Below are 13070 nucleotides of genomic sequence, written 5' to 3' on the forward strand. Positions count from 1 at the left end.
TTGATCACTTGATCAGTCAAGACTGATCGTGCGATTAGGGCTCGAAGCTGATGGAGGCGCTGCTGTCTGAGTTGAGTCGAGCATTCGCCGAGGGAGACGCCCGCAACGTCATCATGGACGCCGCGCTAGAGGTCTTCGCGGCTCATGGCTTTCATGGTGCGGGCACGCGGGCGATCGCCCTGAAGGCGGGCGTATCGCAGCCCCTTCTGAACCATCACTTCGGTGGTAAGGAAGGTCTATGGCGCGCAGTCGGCGAGCGCATCACCTCCGACTTCATCGCCTTCATGAGCGGCGCTGTCGATCCGACGAAGCCGTCAGACGCCGGGATGGTCGCGATGCTGCGGGGTTACCTCGAGTTCTGGGGCGACCGTCCACTGGCTTTCAGGTTCAACAGGTGGCGACGTCTGGACGGCCTCACCGACGAGAGGATCGACCGCTCCGAGCAGATGACCCGGTACGGCGTCGCCTTCATGCAGAAGGCCCAGGTCGAAGGTGTCGTTCGCGACGATCTCCCCCCTGGACTGGCCTTGGTGATGAGCGGCGGTCTCATTCAGTTCTGGCTGGAAAGTCAGATTGAAGTACGCGATGCGGTCTCCGTCACCGGTGACGCCGATCTTTCAGACGAAGCATTCATCTCGCACATTATGTCGATGCTTCGCGCTGACCCTGAATAAGGTCTGCAACGGGTCGGGAGCCGTCATAGCCTTCATGGCGGATAGCAGGCACTGATCCGTCAGCTGGAGGCGACTTCCCTCATGGTCCCCCGCGGTGGGTAACCGATCAGCTCCCGGATTGAGAGCTTCCCTCGACCCTTGAGGCTCCGTTCAGTTGAGGTGTGGAGTCTCTTGTGACCTCGTCAACGGGTCCGAGCTCTGCCCCGCTCTTTCCGTCCCTGATCTTCGCCGAGCGCCCGGGCGAGGATTTCCCGCCGGGTCGCGACGGGCGGCAGGGTCCGGACGAATACCTCCAGATCTCGCCCTAATGTCCGGTCCGCGTCTGTCTTCGACGCCTGGAGCCGCAAGGCCTCGACCACGAGCGCTTTGCGGATCTGCGCCTGTCTTTGGCGCAGTCGGACTTCCCAAGGCGCCGCTTCCGCCGGCGACCGGGCCGCGTCTTTCAAGGCGCCCTTGAGGGTCTCCGGCATCGCCCCCTCTCCACGCTCGAACCGCTCACGCAGCTTCCGAACGGGCGTGCGTTCGCTCTTGCGCACCACGCCACGCGCGCGTCGGGGGGTGGCTTCGGCCTCGACGCCGCGATCGCGCAGGGCCGCCGCGAACGTCTCGCGCCAGAGCTGGAGGTCCGCCTTGCGCGGATTGAGCCTTTCCCCATCACGTCCCAGCGCCCGGACTGTGAGATGGACGTGGGGGTGACGATCATCCGTGTGGAGGGCGAAGACATAGGGATGTCGATCGCCGAACAGGGCGTCCGCGAAGGCGCGCGAGGCATCGTGGACCCGGCCGGGATCGACACCCGCCGGCATGCTCAGAACGATCGACAGAGAAACCGGGGTATCCTTTCGGGACGCCAGCACATCCAGTTCGGCACGCCAGTCCTCGGCCAGGGCGCGAACCTCCGCCGGTCCGGACAGACGCTCGCCGTCGGGTCCCTCCAGGACCAGTTTTCCGTTTCGGGTAATGTAGTCCAGGTGGCGCTGCAGATGGCCGCCGTCCCGCGTTCGTCCGGTGATCTTGACCATCACCTCCGGAACACGGCGCGCGACGCGCTGAAGCCTGGCGTTCGCCGGCTCGCTTCCCTTCCCCCGCGTGACCCGCAGCACCGCGTGCGCCAGCCTCGCCCGCCGCATGCGGACGGGAGGACGCAGCGCCTCCTCGAAGCCGGACGGGACGCGAAAGTCGGTCATGGTTCGGGGGACCAGTACGACAGGTTTCCCGCGAAGGCCTCCCGCACCCCGACCAGGTGCGCGCGGATTTCATGGACGTAGGCGTCCAGCTGAGCGACCTCCAGGTCCAGCACCGCGCCCTCCATCACGGCCGTGTTCAGGGCCCGGGCGATCTGGTTGATGTTGACGCCGATCCGCCGAAGCTCGCGCTGCACCTCCAGAAAGGCGATCGCCTCGCCACGGCCGAGCTGGGGTTGACCATGCAGCCGCGCACGGATCAGGGCCACGGCCCATTGTGTTCGGGACTGCCCTCTCAAGGCCGCCTCGCGCTCCAGGGCGACCATGTCCGCGAGGGTCAGCCGCAGACCCAATTTGGCCGCCAGGCGCGCGGGCGGTGCCGTCGGGGCCTCGGGAAACGGCGCCTGGGCCGCCGCCTCCATCAGCCGTCGAAGGAGCCGCGCGCGTCCGCCGCTCGAGGCCGCGGCGGCGTCGAAGCGGCGGATCAGGTCGGGCGGGACACGAAGGGTGAGGCGATCCATAGGGAGTGGGTCTGTCAGACATTGCCGGCGCAAAGCCTATCCTGCCCTAGACTCTCACCCCCTTCGCCCCGTAGGCCTACGGGGCTGCCCGCCCTCCCCTCGGCGGCCGGTTCCGGCCGCTCGCCCGCCGCCCTGAAGGGCGCCCCAACCAAGCGGGAAGAGGAAGACCTCGCGGCGCGCCCGCTCGGAGGGTGGGTCTTTTTCCTGCCCTACCGGTGGGGCTCGTGCGAACCCCACCTGGGTCCTCAGCCTGCCGCTGAATCAGCAAGACGTTAAGCAGCGCATCTGGCGTAACGATCGTAAGCATACCCAGTCAGGTAGGTCATGACGGCGCCATACCTCCGCAACCCCGGAACCTTGTTCGCCGCCCATCGCACCCATAGGTTCGTGGGGAAGGAGTTTCCGCCATGTCCACCCCCGCCTCGCCGAGCATCGTGCCGTTCCCGCCGCTCGTCCCCGCCCCGCCCCCCGCCAAGACCGCCGCGTCGCAGGACCGGATCTGGGGCAAGGCGGTCATCGCCAACGGCTATGCCGGTATCCCGTCGATCCTGATTCAGGCGCAGTCGCGACTGGGTCTGACCGCGATGCAGTTCAACATCCTGGTTCAGCTGCTGGACTATTACCGGGACCCGAACCGCGCCCCCTTCCCGTCGCGGGCGGAACTCGGCCGCCGCATCGGCGTGAAGCCGAAGACCATCCAGACCAATATGCGCCAGCTTGAACAGGCCGGTCTGGTGCGTCGCGAGATGCGCAAGACGGCGGCCGGCGACTGGGCCTCCAACGTCTATCATCTCGATGGTTTGATCGAACGGGTCCGCAAGCTCGAACCCGAGTTCACCCAGGCGCGCAAGGATCGGGAGGCCGCCCGGCTTCGCGTCTCCACTCCGGTGGGACTGCGCCAGCCGTAACGTCAGGGCCCAGAATTGATTTACCCCGGGGGCATGCTTTGCAGCAGAGGCGATCCCGGGGTGTACGCAGGTAGAGATAATCCATGACCCACCCCGACGCAAGGCCGGCGGCCGACGCCGATGCGGTGGAAGCCGCGCTCTCTCTCGAACGCTTCGCCCGTTATGTCGCGTGGGCGGAAGGCGACCGCGAGCGCGCCGTGGCCCTCTATACGCTGAACACCCAGGTCTCCGAAGCCCTCTATGTGCCCCTCCAGGCCCTGGAGGTCGCGCTGCGCAATCGCATCCATACGGTGATGTCCGAGGCCCATGGCCCGGGATGGTTCCAGCCCGAGGCCGGTCACGTCACCGACCGTCAGGCCGAACAGGTGCGCACGGCGATCGCCGAGCTGACCGAGGCGGGCAAGCCGATCGAGGACGGCCGCGTGGTCGCCGCCCTGACCTTCAGCTTCTGGACCTCGATGTTCGGGCGGGAGCAGGACGATCTGTGGAAGCGCACCCTGCACAGGATCGCCACGCGGGAGGGCCGCTTCCTGGCCCGGAAGGACTTCACGGCGCGACTGACGCAGGTGCGGCTCCTGCGGAACCGGATCGCCCACCACGAACCCATTCTCTACTGGAACCTGCCCAAGCTGCATCAGGCCATGCTGGAGATGACCCGCTGGCTGTCGCCGGCGATGGACGACTGGCGCGGGACGGTCGATCGCTTCCCCGAGGTCCACCCGGCCGAACGTCTCGCCCTGCCCCGTCCCGGCAAGGACGAGGCATGAGCGAGCCTTCCAAGCCGACGAGACGGGTCGTCGACGTGAACGCGCTGAGGCGGCCGTCCATCGAGGCGCACGGCCTGGTTGACGCCGACCGGGCCTACTGGCTCTACTACGACGAAACGAACAACATCCGGCGACTGCATCTCCAGGCCGACGCCTTCAACGTCCCGGACCTGAACTGCTGGGTGCTCGGCGGTCTCGGTCGTCGGGATTCGACCCCGATCGATGTCGCGCCGCTGAGGGCGCGGGCCTTCATCCAGCCCAACGCCGAGGAGCTGCATTTCGCGCTCTTCGGCCGGGGCGAGTTTCCGAAGGTCCTCGGGTCGAGGAAGCTGGAGACGTTTCTCGACTGGGCGCTGGAGGAAAACCTCCTCGTCCACTACCTCGCGCTCGACCCCTTCTACTGGTCCGTCGTCGACGTCGTCGACTCGGTGCTGGCGGCCGGGGAGATGCCGGACGGCTTCGGGGAAACCCTTAAGTCGGACCTCTGCACCGTGCTTCGCGCCGACCGGGCCCGGACCGCGGCCCTGATGGCCCGATTCGACTATCCGGACCTGAAGCCGGAAAACCGACGCGCCTTCATGACCGAGCTGATCACCTTCGCGGAAGATCACGCCGGTCTGCTGGATCATTTCGGCTACCAGATGCTGCGGGGCCTGCTGCAGATGGGACGCCACCATCCCCTGCCCTTCATCGAGGGCGGGGAGGCGCGGGTTCTGATCGACGGCTTCCGGGACTTCTTCCTGGAGCGCATCTGCATTCTGAAGAATGCGCACCACGTCTTCGACGCCGAGGACGTCGTCTCCGGCGAGCTCGCCCGGATGACGTTGACCGACGGCGACGCCCCCTTTTGCAACTATCGCTTCGTCGAGAGGTCGCATGACGATCCCGGCGTCCAGGTCTCCGATGTAATGGTCGGCTTCCTCGCCAAATTCTTCAGCTGGATCTCCAGTGTGGACGAGGACGAGGTTCGGGATTTGAAGGCCGCCCTGAGCCCGGCCCAGGCGCGCAACCGGGAGCGCCTCATCGGTCTTCTCGAGGCCAGCTACGCCGAGAACGCGGCGTTCACGCACACAGTCGTCAGCCTCGCGGACCGACAGAAGGGCGCGATCTTCCTCGACTTCTGAAGAAACGGGCCGACGGCTCGTCGGCCCGTCCCGGCCTCAGGGCTGCAGACCGTGCAGATGGTCGACCGCCTTCTGCGCGTGCGAGGCCGCCGAGACGATGAAGCGCTTGTCGTCCTTCAGGACCTCGAGCCAGTTGGCGATATAGGCCGCGTGGTCCTCGCGCGGTTCGAGGGCGAGCCCGAGGTCCGCGCAGAGGAAGGCGGCGCCGAGCTCGGCGACCAGCTCTTCGCGGGCATAGCCGGCGTCGCCGAAGCGCTGACGGCCCAGGTCCCGATCGAGACGGGTGGGATGGCGCGTCCAGTGGGTCATCTCGTGGCCGAGGGTGCTGTAGTAGTCGTCCGCCGTCTCGAAACATTCGAACGGCGGCATCTGCACATGGTCCGGACCCGGGGCGTAGTAGGCGCTGCCGCCGCCGTGCCGGACCTCGGCGCCGCAGTGTCTGAAGAAGGCGTCGATGCGGGCGATCCGCTCGTCCGGATTGATCTCGATCGTCTCCGGTTCGCCGTAGCGCTCCGGCAGGCCTTCGATCTGATCGACGTTGAAGACGGTGTAGGCCCTCAGAAACGGGATGCGTTGCTGGACCTCCGCTCCCGTGTCGTCGGTGTCCTCACGGACGATCTGGTTGGTGTAGACGACCGTCGCGCCGCGTTCGCCCTTGCGAACGTGGGCGCCGAGGGCCAGCGCCTGACGGAAGGTCATCCAGGTGGAGCGGCTGAAACCCCGGCTGGCCGCTTCGCCCCAGAGCAGGACGACATTGATGCCGTTGTAGGGCGTCCCATCATGGCGGAGCGGGCGGCTGACGGAGATCGAGGCCTTCCAGGGCTGGGTCCAGGGGCGGACCCCGGCTTCGAGCTGAGCGATGATCTGTTGGGTGATCCGGGTATGGATTTCCGGGCGTGCGGGATTGGCGGGGCGCGTCATGGCGGCCTCCTCGAAACGGAGTGTGGGAAGAAGGAGCGACGGCGCGGTCTCCGCGCCGCCGCGGCTCTTGGGTCAGCGGGACCAGATCAGGCTGTGTCCGCCCTCGACCTCCACCAGGGAGGCGTAGATCGGTCCCGGGAAGCTGGGATCGTCGAGCTTGACCGAGAGGTAGTCGCGGTCTTGCTGGCTCTTGCGCTTCCAGGCGGCGCCGAACTCGGTCTGGCCGGCGAAGATCCGGAAGTCGGGGGCCTTGTCGTCGGTCTTCTCGTTGGGCCGAAGAACCGCCGTCTTGACGTTCAGGGTGAGGGTCTTGATCGAACCGGTGTAGCCGTCGCCTTGGGCGGTGAAGGTGCCGATGGTGGCCATGTCAGTCTCTCCTTTGCTTCGGGCCACGCCTGCCGCGGCCTCGATGGCGATCGGGAGACCGGGGCCCGGGCGGCGCGCAGGGAGAGCGGAGCGAGCCCCCGCAGCGAAGCGGAGGACCGCGACAAGAGACTTTCTTGTTTCGCGAGGAAGGCCGTCAGGCCGGGGATGAAAGTCGCGCAAGCGGTTGCGCCAGCCGACCGGGTTTCGGTCAGATCCGCCTCATCGAGAGGCCGCGCCGGCTGGCGCGAAAAGGATGTGAGACCCCGGCCGCCCCGAACACCCCGTCATCGCCATTGGCCCCCGGCATGGTCGGTCAGGCCCCGACCCGCCCAGGCTCAACCCGGCGCTCAGGCTGCGGCGGGGAAGACCTTCTCGACGTCGAGGCTCCCGGCGGGCAGAGCCCGCAACAGTTCGGTCTGGGGCCGCTGGAGGTCGAGCCAGGCCGCCCCGTCCTCGGGCCGAAGCACCACGATCTGCCGGTCGTGATAGGGGGCAATATCCTCCCCCGGCTCGGTGGTCAGCATGGCGAAGGCGCCCTCCTTGATCAGGCCCGCCACCCAGAAGAGCCGCTGGCCTGACAGGGTGAAGCGCCATTTGGTCTTTCGCTTCTGCCCGGGTTCAGGGTCGGTGAACTCGAAGAAGCCGTCCGCCGGGATCAGGCACCGGTGCGAGCCCTCGAAGGATCGCCCGTCGGAGCGGAAGTTGAAGACCGGGCGTCCGCCCGGCCCCTTCCAGGCCCAGGGGGTCATGACGGCCTCGGGCCCCTCCGCCCCCATCTGGATGATCGGGGCCCGATCCCCGATGCGGATCGAGGCCATCGGGCCGAAGTTCGGCATGCCGCCGGGAAAGACGAGCCGGTTTCCCGTCAGATTGAACGCCGCAATCACATCGTCGAACGGCAGGATGAGTTGGTATTCGTTGCACATGACCTGAGCTCCCGTGACGTCGAGCCGAGGATTTCACGGCTCCGGGGTCGCCGCAAATCCCGGGGGAAAAGGCGCCGGCCGGATTGACTCCGACCTCACCTTCGAACCAGAACATTTCAGGAACATTATAGAGGCGAGGAGGAGTTCGTCCATGCCGGCCGCCCGCTCGGCCCACTTCGAGGACTTGCGCGCCAAGGTTCGCGCGCTGGAGCAGGCTGACCGTCGAGCGGTCGGCGTGCTGCCGTTCGAGGTGGCGAGACTGGACGCCGCCCTGCCGGGCGGAGGCCTCGCGCTCGGGGCGCTCCATGAGGTGGCCGGGGGCGGCGACGACGCCGTCGGCGGCGCGGCGGCCGCTCTTTTCGCGGCGGGCATTGTCGCCCGTCTGCCCGGACCGGTTCTGTGGTGCATCACCCGCCCCGACCTGTTCGCCCCCGCGCTCAGCCATGCGGGGCTGGGACCGGACCGGGTCATCTACGTCGAGGCGGGCGACGAGAAGGCGCTGATGGCGTGTTTCGAGGAAGGCCTGCGCCATGGCGGGCTGGCGGGCGTCGTCTGCGAGACGTCCCGCCTGACCATGACCGCCTCGCGCCGACTGCAGCTGGCCGCCGAGGCGTCGGGCGTTATCGGCCTTGCGGTCCGGCGATGGCGCCGGGCGGCGGAGGCCGCCGACTTCGGCCAGCCGACCGCCGCCGCCACGCGCTGGCGCGTCAGCGCCGAGCCATCAGCGCCCTTGCCGGTCCCCGGGATCGGTCGGGCGCGATGGCGGATCGAACTTATGCGTTGCCGCGGCGCCGACGCGGCGGACTTCATTCTGGACGCTTGTGATGAGACGGGTCGTCTCGCTCTTCCTGCCGAACTGGCCCGTCGATCGGTTGCGCCGCCGGTTGGGCGCCGACGCGCCGCCGCCTGAGCATCCTCTCGTCCTTACGGGCCGGATCGGTCGCAAGCGGGTCGTGACGGCCTGCAACGCCGCCGCCGCCGGCTCCGGCGCACGCGTGGGCATGGCCGCAACCCAGGCTCAGGCCCTGATCCCGGGTCTGGACGTGAGAGACGCCGATCCGCATGGCGACGCCGAGGCTCTGGATCGCCTCGCCCTGTGGGCGATGCACCGCTACGCCCCTGTGTGCCAGGCCGATCCGCCGGATGGACTGGCGATCGACGTCACCGGCGCCGCCCATCTTCAGGGAGGCGAGCCGGCGCTCCTGCGCGATCTGGCGGCGCGCCTCCAGGGCGTCGGCGTGACCAGCCGGGGCGTCGTCGGCCCAACGCTCGGCGCCGCCCATGCGGTCGCCCGTTTCCGCGCCGACCAGAGCCTCATCGCAGATGACGGCGTCGATGCGGCTCTCTCCCCCTTGCCGCTCGAGGCCTTGCGCCTGCCGGCCGACCTTCCCGTCGGGCTGAGGCGGATGGGGTTCGAACGGATCGGCGACGTCGCCCACCGGCCCCGCGCGCCCCTCCAGCTCCGTTTCGGAGCGGAGCTTGGCCGGCGTCTCGACCAGGCCTATGGCCGGTCGGGGGAGCCTCTGATCCCGGTCGAGGCGCCTGAGACGCCCCGCGTCGAACGGGTCTTCGCCGAGCCGATCGGGGCCCCAGAAACCCTGGCCCGGTACGCCGGCGCCCTGGCCGAAGCCCTGTGCGGGCAGTTGGAAACGCGCGGCCTGGGGGCGCGGCGGCTCGACTGGCTCTGCTACCGCGTGGACAACCGGATCGAGGCAGTCCGCGTGGGTCTGGCCCAGCCGGTGCGCGACGTGCGCCGGCTGACCCGGCTGCTGACCGACAAGATCGAAACGATCGCGCCCGGCTTCGGCATCGACCGCATGACGCTGGCCGCGAGTGCGGCCGAGCCGCTGAACTGGCGGCCCGCCGCCGCGCGTCTCGGCGCGGAGGTCGCGCCGGACGTGTCCATGCTCGTCGATACCTTGGCGAACCGGATCGGCGCTGACCGGCTCTACCGGCTGTCTCCGGTGGAAAGCGACGTCCCGGAGCGCTCCACCCGAAAGGTCGCGCCTCTGTCAGCCCCTACGGGAGTGTCATGGACGCCGGACTGGCCCCGCCCGACACGGTTGTTCGGCAAGCCGGAGCCGATCGAGACGATCGCGCTCCTGCCCGACAACCCGCCGACCCATTTCACCTGGCGCGGAGTCCGCCGTCGGATTCGCCGGGCCGACGGCCCGGAACGGATCTTCGGCGAGTGGGGGCGACGCGATGCGGAGATGCGGGCGGTCCGCGACTACTTCCAGGTCGAGGACGACGCCGGCGAGCGCTTCTGGCTGTTCCGGGCCGGCGACGGCGAGGATGCGACGACCGGCTCCCAGGCCTGGTTCATCCACGGCCGGTTCGGATGAGCGAGACCGCAACGCGGCGCTATGCCGAACTCCAGTGCGCCTCCCACTTCTCGTTCCTGCGCGGCGCCAGCGGCTGCGACGAGCTGTTCGCCCAGGCCGCCGTCTGCGGCCTGGAGGCGCTCGCCATCACCGACCGGAACAGCGTCGCCGGCATCGTGCGAGCGCATGAGGCCGCCAAGGCGACCGGGGTTCGACTGGTGATCGGCTGTCGTCTCGAACTCGTCGATGAGACCGCTATACTGGTCTATCCGACCGATCGGGCGGCCTACAGTCGCCTGTGTCGACTGCTGACCCTCGGGAAGGGGCGCGCAGGCAAGGGTGCGTGTCGCCTCGACTGGTCCGATCTGGCGGACCATGCCGGGGGCCTGATCGCCGTGCTCGTCACCGATCGCGCCGATGCGTCGTACCGCCGACGCCTCTCGGCCCTGGCCGACATCTTCGGCGCTGACGCCTATTGCGCCCTGACCCTGCGCCGCCGCCCCCGGGACCAGATGCGGCTGCATCAGCTTTCGGAGCTGGCCCAGGATCTTGGGGTGAACACTGTCGTGACCAACGACGTCCTCTTCCACCACCCGGACCGCCGCATCCTTCAGGACGTGCTGACCTGCATTCGCGAGGGCTGCACGATCGACGATGTCGGCTTCAAGCGGGAACGCTCGGCCGATCGTCACCTGAAGCGCGCCGAGGAGATGCACCGGCTGTTCGCCCGCTATCCGGACGCTCTGCGCCGGTCGGTCGAGATCGCCGACCGGTGCCGGTTCAACCTCGACGAGCTGTCGTATCAGTATCCCAGGGAGGCCGCCCTGCCCGGCCTGACGCCGCAACAGGCGCTGGAGCGATTGACCTGGGAGGGCGCGGCCGGCCGCTATCCGGACGGCTTGCCGGACAAGGTGCGCGCCAGCCTGAAGCATGAGCTGACGCTCATCGAGGCCCTGGGCTATGCCCCCTATTTCCTGACGGTGAACTCCATCGTCCGCTTCGCCCGAAGCCGGGACATCCTCTGCCAGGGCCGCGGATCGGCCGCCAATTCGGCGGTCTGTTTCGTGTTGGGCATCACCTCGATCGACCCGGGCCGCAACCACCTGCTGTTCGAACGCTTCGTCAGCCAGGAGCGGAAGGAGCCGCCGGACATAGACGTCGATTTCGAGCACGAACGGCGCGAGGAGGTGATCCAGTGGGTCTATGAGACCTACGGCCGCGATCGCGCGGCGCTGTGCGCCACCGTGATCCGCTACCGGTCACGCGGCGCCCTGCGCGCCGTGGGAAAGGCGCTCGGCCTGTCCGAGGATCTGATCAAAACGCTGTCGTCCCAGGTCTGGAGCTATTCCAGCGAGGGCGTCGAGGATCGACACGCCGAGGAACTGAACCTCAACCTCCAGGATCGGCGCCTTCGGCTGGCGCTCGACCTGTCCCGCCAGCTGATCGGCTTTCCCCGGCATTTGAGCCAGCACCCGGGCGGCTTCGTCCTGACGGACGACCGACTGGACGATCTCGTCCCCATCGAGCCTGCGGCGATGAAGGACCGCCAGGTGATCGAATGGGACAAGGACGACATCGACGCCCTGAAGTTCATGAAGGTCGATGTGCTTGCGCTCGGCATGCTGAGCTGCATGCGACGGGGCCTGGACCTGCTGCGGGACCACAAGGGCGTCGAGCTCGATCTGGCCTCGATCCCGGCCGAGGATCCGAAGACCTATGCGATGATCCGCAAGGCGGACACGCTGGGGGTCTTCCAGATCGAGAGCCGGGCCCAGATGGCCATGCTCCCCCGGATCAAGCCGCGCACCTTCTACGACTTGGTCATCGAGGTGGCGATCGTCCGCCCTGGCCCGATTCAGGGCGACATGGTCCACCCCTATCTGCGACGACGCGAGGGCAAGGAGCCGGTCGACTATCCCAAGCCGGAGCTGGAGCGGGTGCTGGGCAAGACGCTCGGCGTCCCCCTCTTCCAGGAACAGGCGATGCGGGTCGCCATCGAATGCGCCGGGTTCACGGCGTCCGAGGCGGACCAGCTGCGCCGGGCCATGGCGACGTTCAAATTCACCGGCGGCGTCAGCCACTTCAAGGACAAGCTGGTCAACGGCATGGTCGAGCGCGGCTATACGGCCGAGTTCGCCGAGAAGACCTTCAGCCAGCTGGAGGGCTTCGGCTCCTATGGTTTCCCCGAGAGCCATGCGGCGTCCTTCGCCCTGATCGCCTACGCCTCCTCCTGGCTCAAATGCCATCACCCCGACGTCTTCTGCGCCGCCCTGCTGAACGCCCAACCCATGGGGTTCTATGCCCCGGCCCAGATCGTTCGCGACGCCCGTGAGCACGGCGTCGAAATCCGCCCGGTCTGCGTCAACGCCAGCCGCTGGGACTGCACGCTTGAGCCCACCGACCGTGAGGACCGCTTCGCCGTTCGTCTCGGCCTGCGCATGGTGCGCGGCCTGGCGAATGCGGACGCGGGGCGCCTCGTCGTTCATCGGCGCGCGGCGGCCTTCACCAGTGTCGAGGATGTCTGGCGACGCTCCTCGACGCCGGTCGGCGCCCTCACCCGCCTCGCCGAGGCGGACGCTTTCCTGCCGTCCATGGGCCTGCAAAGGCGCGAGGCACTATGGGCGATCAAGGCCCTGCGTGATGATCCCCTACCCCTGTTCGCCGTCGTCCAGGACGATGGCGCGACAACACCGGAGGTCGCTGAGCCGGACGCGACCCTGCCCGGAATGCCGGCGGGCCAGGAGGTGGTCGAGGACTACAGCCATGTCGGCCTGACCTTGCGCGAGCATCCGGTCGCCTTCCTGCGCGACACCCTCCAGTCGCGCCATGTCATGACCTGCGCGGACGCCTCAGCGATGCGGGACCGCCGCCAGACCCGGGTCGCAGGTCTGGTGCTCGTCCGTCAGAAGCCCGGCTCAGCCAAGGGCGTGATGTTCATCACGATCGAGGACGAGACCGGCGTCGCCAATCTGGTCATCTGGCCCAGCCTCTACGAACAGCAGCGCCGCATCGTGCTCGGCGCCAGCCTTCTCGTCGTAGACGGGACGGTCCAGCGCGAGGGCGAGGTCGTCCACATCGTGGCGACACGCATGCACGACGCATCCGACCTATTGGCGTCACTGGGCCAGCGGGATCACTTCCCCCTGCCGCACGGCCGGGGCGACGAGGTTTATCGCGGCAGCGCGCCCGACGCCCGCACGCCCAAGGTGCGGGACATCTACATCCCCGATCTGTCGCTTGAGGCGATCAGGGTGCGAACGCGGGACTTCCGTTAGCCTTCCACAGCGACCAAATCAGCATCACAACTACAGCTAGGACCCGGAAACGGGCGCAAAAACCTAGACGGGACAAATAC

12 protein-coding genes are annotated in these 13070 nt (G+C 68.0%); 7 read left to right on the forward strand and 5 right to left on the reverse strand.

Features of this window, described 5'->3' with window-relative positions:
* Positions 1–50: 50 nt before the first annotated feature.
* Positions 51–674 carry a TetR/AcrR family transcriptional regulator gene (locus JL11_RS18160; protein ID WP_054766350.1) on the forward strand — a complete coding sequence of 208 codons (624 nt, stop codon included), beginning with the start codon at positions 51–53 and terminating at the stop codon, positions 672–674.
* 182 nt (positions 675–856) lie between these two features.
* Here JL11_RS18160 and JL11_RS14975 read toward each other — a convergent pair whose 3' ends face one another.
* Both JL11_RS14975 and JL11_RS14980 read right to left on the reverse strand, forming a co-directional pair.
* Positions 857–1861 (reverse strand): relaxase/mobilization nuclease domain-containing protein, encoded by a 1005-nt coding sequence (locus tag JL11_RS14975; protein WP_054766351.1) that lies wholly within the window; start codon positions 1859–1861, stop codon positions 857–859.
* A complete protein-coding gene (locus JL11_RS14980; protein ID WP_054766352.1) occupies positions 1858–2379 on the reverse strand; it encodes a MobC family plasmid mobilization relaxosome protein in 522 nt (173 codons plus the stop codon). The genes JL11_RS14975 and JL11_RS14980 overlap by 4 nt, the downstream gene beginning before the upstream one ends.
* A 407-nt stretch (positions 2380–2786) precedes the next feature.
* On the opposite strand from JL11_RS14980, the gene JL11_RS14985 reads away from it, so the two are divergent.
* The 3 genes from JL11_RS14985 (at position 2787) to JL11_RS14995 (ending at position 5178) form a co-directional block, all read left to right on the forward strand.
* The gene (locus tag JL11_RS14985) at positions 2787–3287 is read left to right on the forward strand and encodes a helix-turn-helix domain-containing protein (protein WP_054766353.1); all 501 of its coding nucleotides are present in this window, start codon (positions 2787–2789) and stop codon (positions 3285–3287) included.
* Between the two features lie 83 nt (positions 3288–3370).
* On the forward strand, positions 3371–4054 hold the full coding sequence (locus tag JL11_RS14990; protein ID WP_054766354.1) for an Abi family protein: 684 nt from the start codon (positions 3371–3373) through the stop codon (positions 4052–4054).
* Positions 4051–5178: a hypothetical protein gene (locus JL11_RS14995; protein WP_054766355.1), complete on the forward strand. Its 1128-nt coding sequence runs from the start codon at positions 4051–4053 to the stop codon at positions 5176–5178. Before JL11_RS14990 ends, JL11_RS14995 begins: the two co-directional genes overlap by 4 nt.
* Before the next feature lie 36 nt (positions 5179–5214).
* On the opposite strand, the gene JL11_RS15000 is transcribed toward JL11_RS14995, so the two are convergent.
* The 3 genes from JL11_RS15000 to JL11_RS15010 all read right to left on the reverse strand — a co-directional run bounded on the left by JL11_RS15000 (position 5215) and on the right by JL11_RS15010 (position 7391).
* Entirely contained in the window at positions 5215–6099 is an 885-nt protein-coding gene (locus JL11_RS15000) for an ArdC family protein (RefSeq protein ID WP_054766356.1), read from the reverse strand.
* Between the two features lie 72 nt (positions 6100–6171).
* Positions 6172–6465: a DUF736 domain-containing protein gene (locus JL11_RS15005; protein ID WP_054766357.1), complete on the reverse strand. Its 294-nt coding sequence runs from the start codon at positions 6463–6465 to the stop codon at positions 6172–6174.
* A 347-nt stretch (positions 6466–6812) separates the two neighbouring features.
* Positions 6813–7391, reverse strand: coding sequence for an SOS response-associated peptidase (locus tag JL11_RS15010; RefSeq protein ID WP_054766358.1), 579 nt, complete (start codon positions 7389–7391; stop codon positions 6813–6815).
* A gap of 151 nt (positions 7392–7542) precedes the next feature.
* Between JL11_RS15010 and JL11_RS15015 the strand changes: the two genes are divergently transcribed.
* The 3 genes from JL11_RS15015 to JL11_RS15025 are packed head-to-tail and all read left to right on the forward strand — an operon-like array spanning position 7543 to position 12990.
* On the forward strand, positions 7543–8301 hold the full coding sequence (locus JL11_RS15015) for an ImuA family protein (RefSeq protein ID WP_054766359.1): 759 nt from the start codon (positions 7543–7545) through the stop codon (positions 8299–8301).
* Positions 8216–9736: a Y-family DNA polymerase gene (locus JL11_RS15020; protein ID WP_054766360.1), complete on the forward strand. Its 1521-nt coding sequence runs from the start codon at positions 8216–8218 to the stop codon at positions 9734–9736. Before JL11_RS15015 ends, JL11_RS15020 begins: the two co-directional genes overlap by 86 nt.
* The gene (locus tag JL11_RS15025) at positions 9733–12990 is read left to right on the forward strand and encodes an error-prone DNA polymerase (protein ID WP_054766361.1); all 3258 of its coding nucleotides are present in this window, start codon (positions 9733–9735) and stop codon (positions 12988–12990) included. Before JL11_RS15020 ends, JL11_RS15025 begins: the two co-directional genes overlap by 4 nt.
* Positions 12991–13070: the final 80 nt, after the last annotated feature.

It is taken from the genome of Brevundimonas sp. DS20 (assembly GCF_001310255.1).
GTDB classification, from domain to species: domain Bacteria; phylum Pseudomonadota; class Alphaproteobacteria; order Caulobacterales; family Caulobacteraceae; genus Brevundimonas; species Brevundimonas aurantiaca.

Coding starts and splice junctions, on each gene's coding strand:
- JL11_RS14995 (WP_054766355.1), top strand. CDS start 4,051: ATGAGCGAGCCTTCCAAGCCGACGAGACGGGTCGTCGACGTGAACGCG.
- JL11_RS18160 (WP_054766350.1), top strand. CDS start 51: ATGGAGGCGCTGCTGTCTGAGTTGAGTCGAGCATTCGCCGAGGGAGAC.
- JL11_RS15020 (WP_054766360.1), top strand. CDS start 8,216: ATGAGACGGGTCGTCTCGCTCTTCCTGCCGAACTGGCCCGTCGATCGG.
- JL11_RS15005 (WP_054766357.1), bottom strand. CDS start 6,465: ATGGCCACCATCGGCACCTTCACCGCCCAAGGCGACGGCTACACCGGT.
- JL11_RS14980 (WP_054766352.1), bottom strand. CDS start 2,379: ATGGATCGCCTCACCCTTCGTGTCCCGCCCGACCTGATCCGCCGCTTC.
- JL11_RS15000 (WP_054766356.1), bottom strand. CDS start 6,099: ATGACGCGCCCCGCCAATCCCGCACGCCCGGAAATCCATACCCGGATC.
- JL11_RS15015 (WP_054766359.1), top strand. CDS start 7,543: ATGCCGGCCGCCCGCTCGGCCCACTTCGAGGACTTGCGCGCCAAGGTT.
- JL11_RS15010 (WP_054766358.1), bottom strand. CDS start 7,391: ATGTGCAACGAATACCAACTCATCCTGCCGTTCGACGATGTGATTGCG.
- JL11_RS14990 (WP_054766354.1), top strand. CDS start 3,371: ATGACCCACCCCGACGCAAGGCCGGCGGCCGACGCCGATGCGGTGGAA.
- JL11_RS14985 (WP_054766353.1), top strand. CDS start 2,787: ATGTCCACCCCCGCCTCGCCGAGCATCGTGCCGTTCCCGCCGCTCGTC.
- JL11_RS15025 (WP_054766361.1), top strand. CDS start 9,733: ATGAGCGAGACCGCAACGCGGCGCTATGCCGAACTCCAGTGCGCCTCC.
- JL11_RS14975 (WP_054766351.1), bottom strand. CDS start 1,861: ATGACCGACTTTCGCGTCCCGTCCGGCTTCGAGGAGGCGCTGCGTCCT.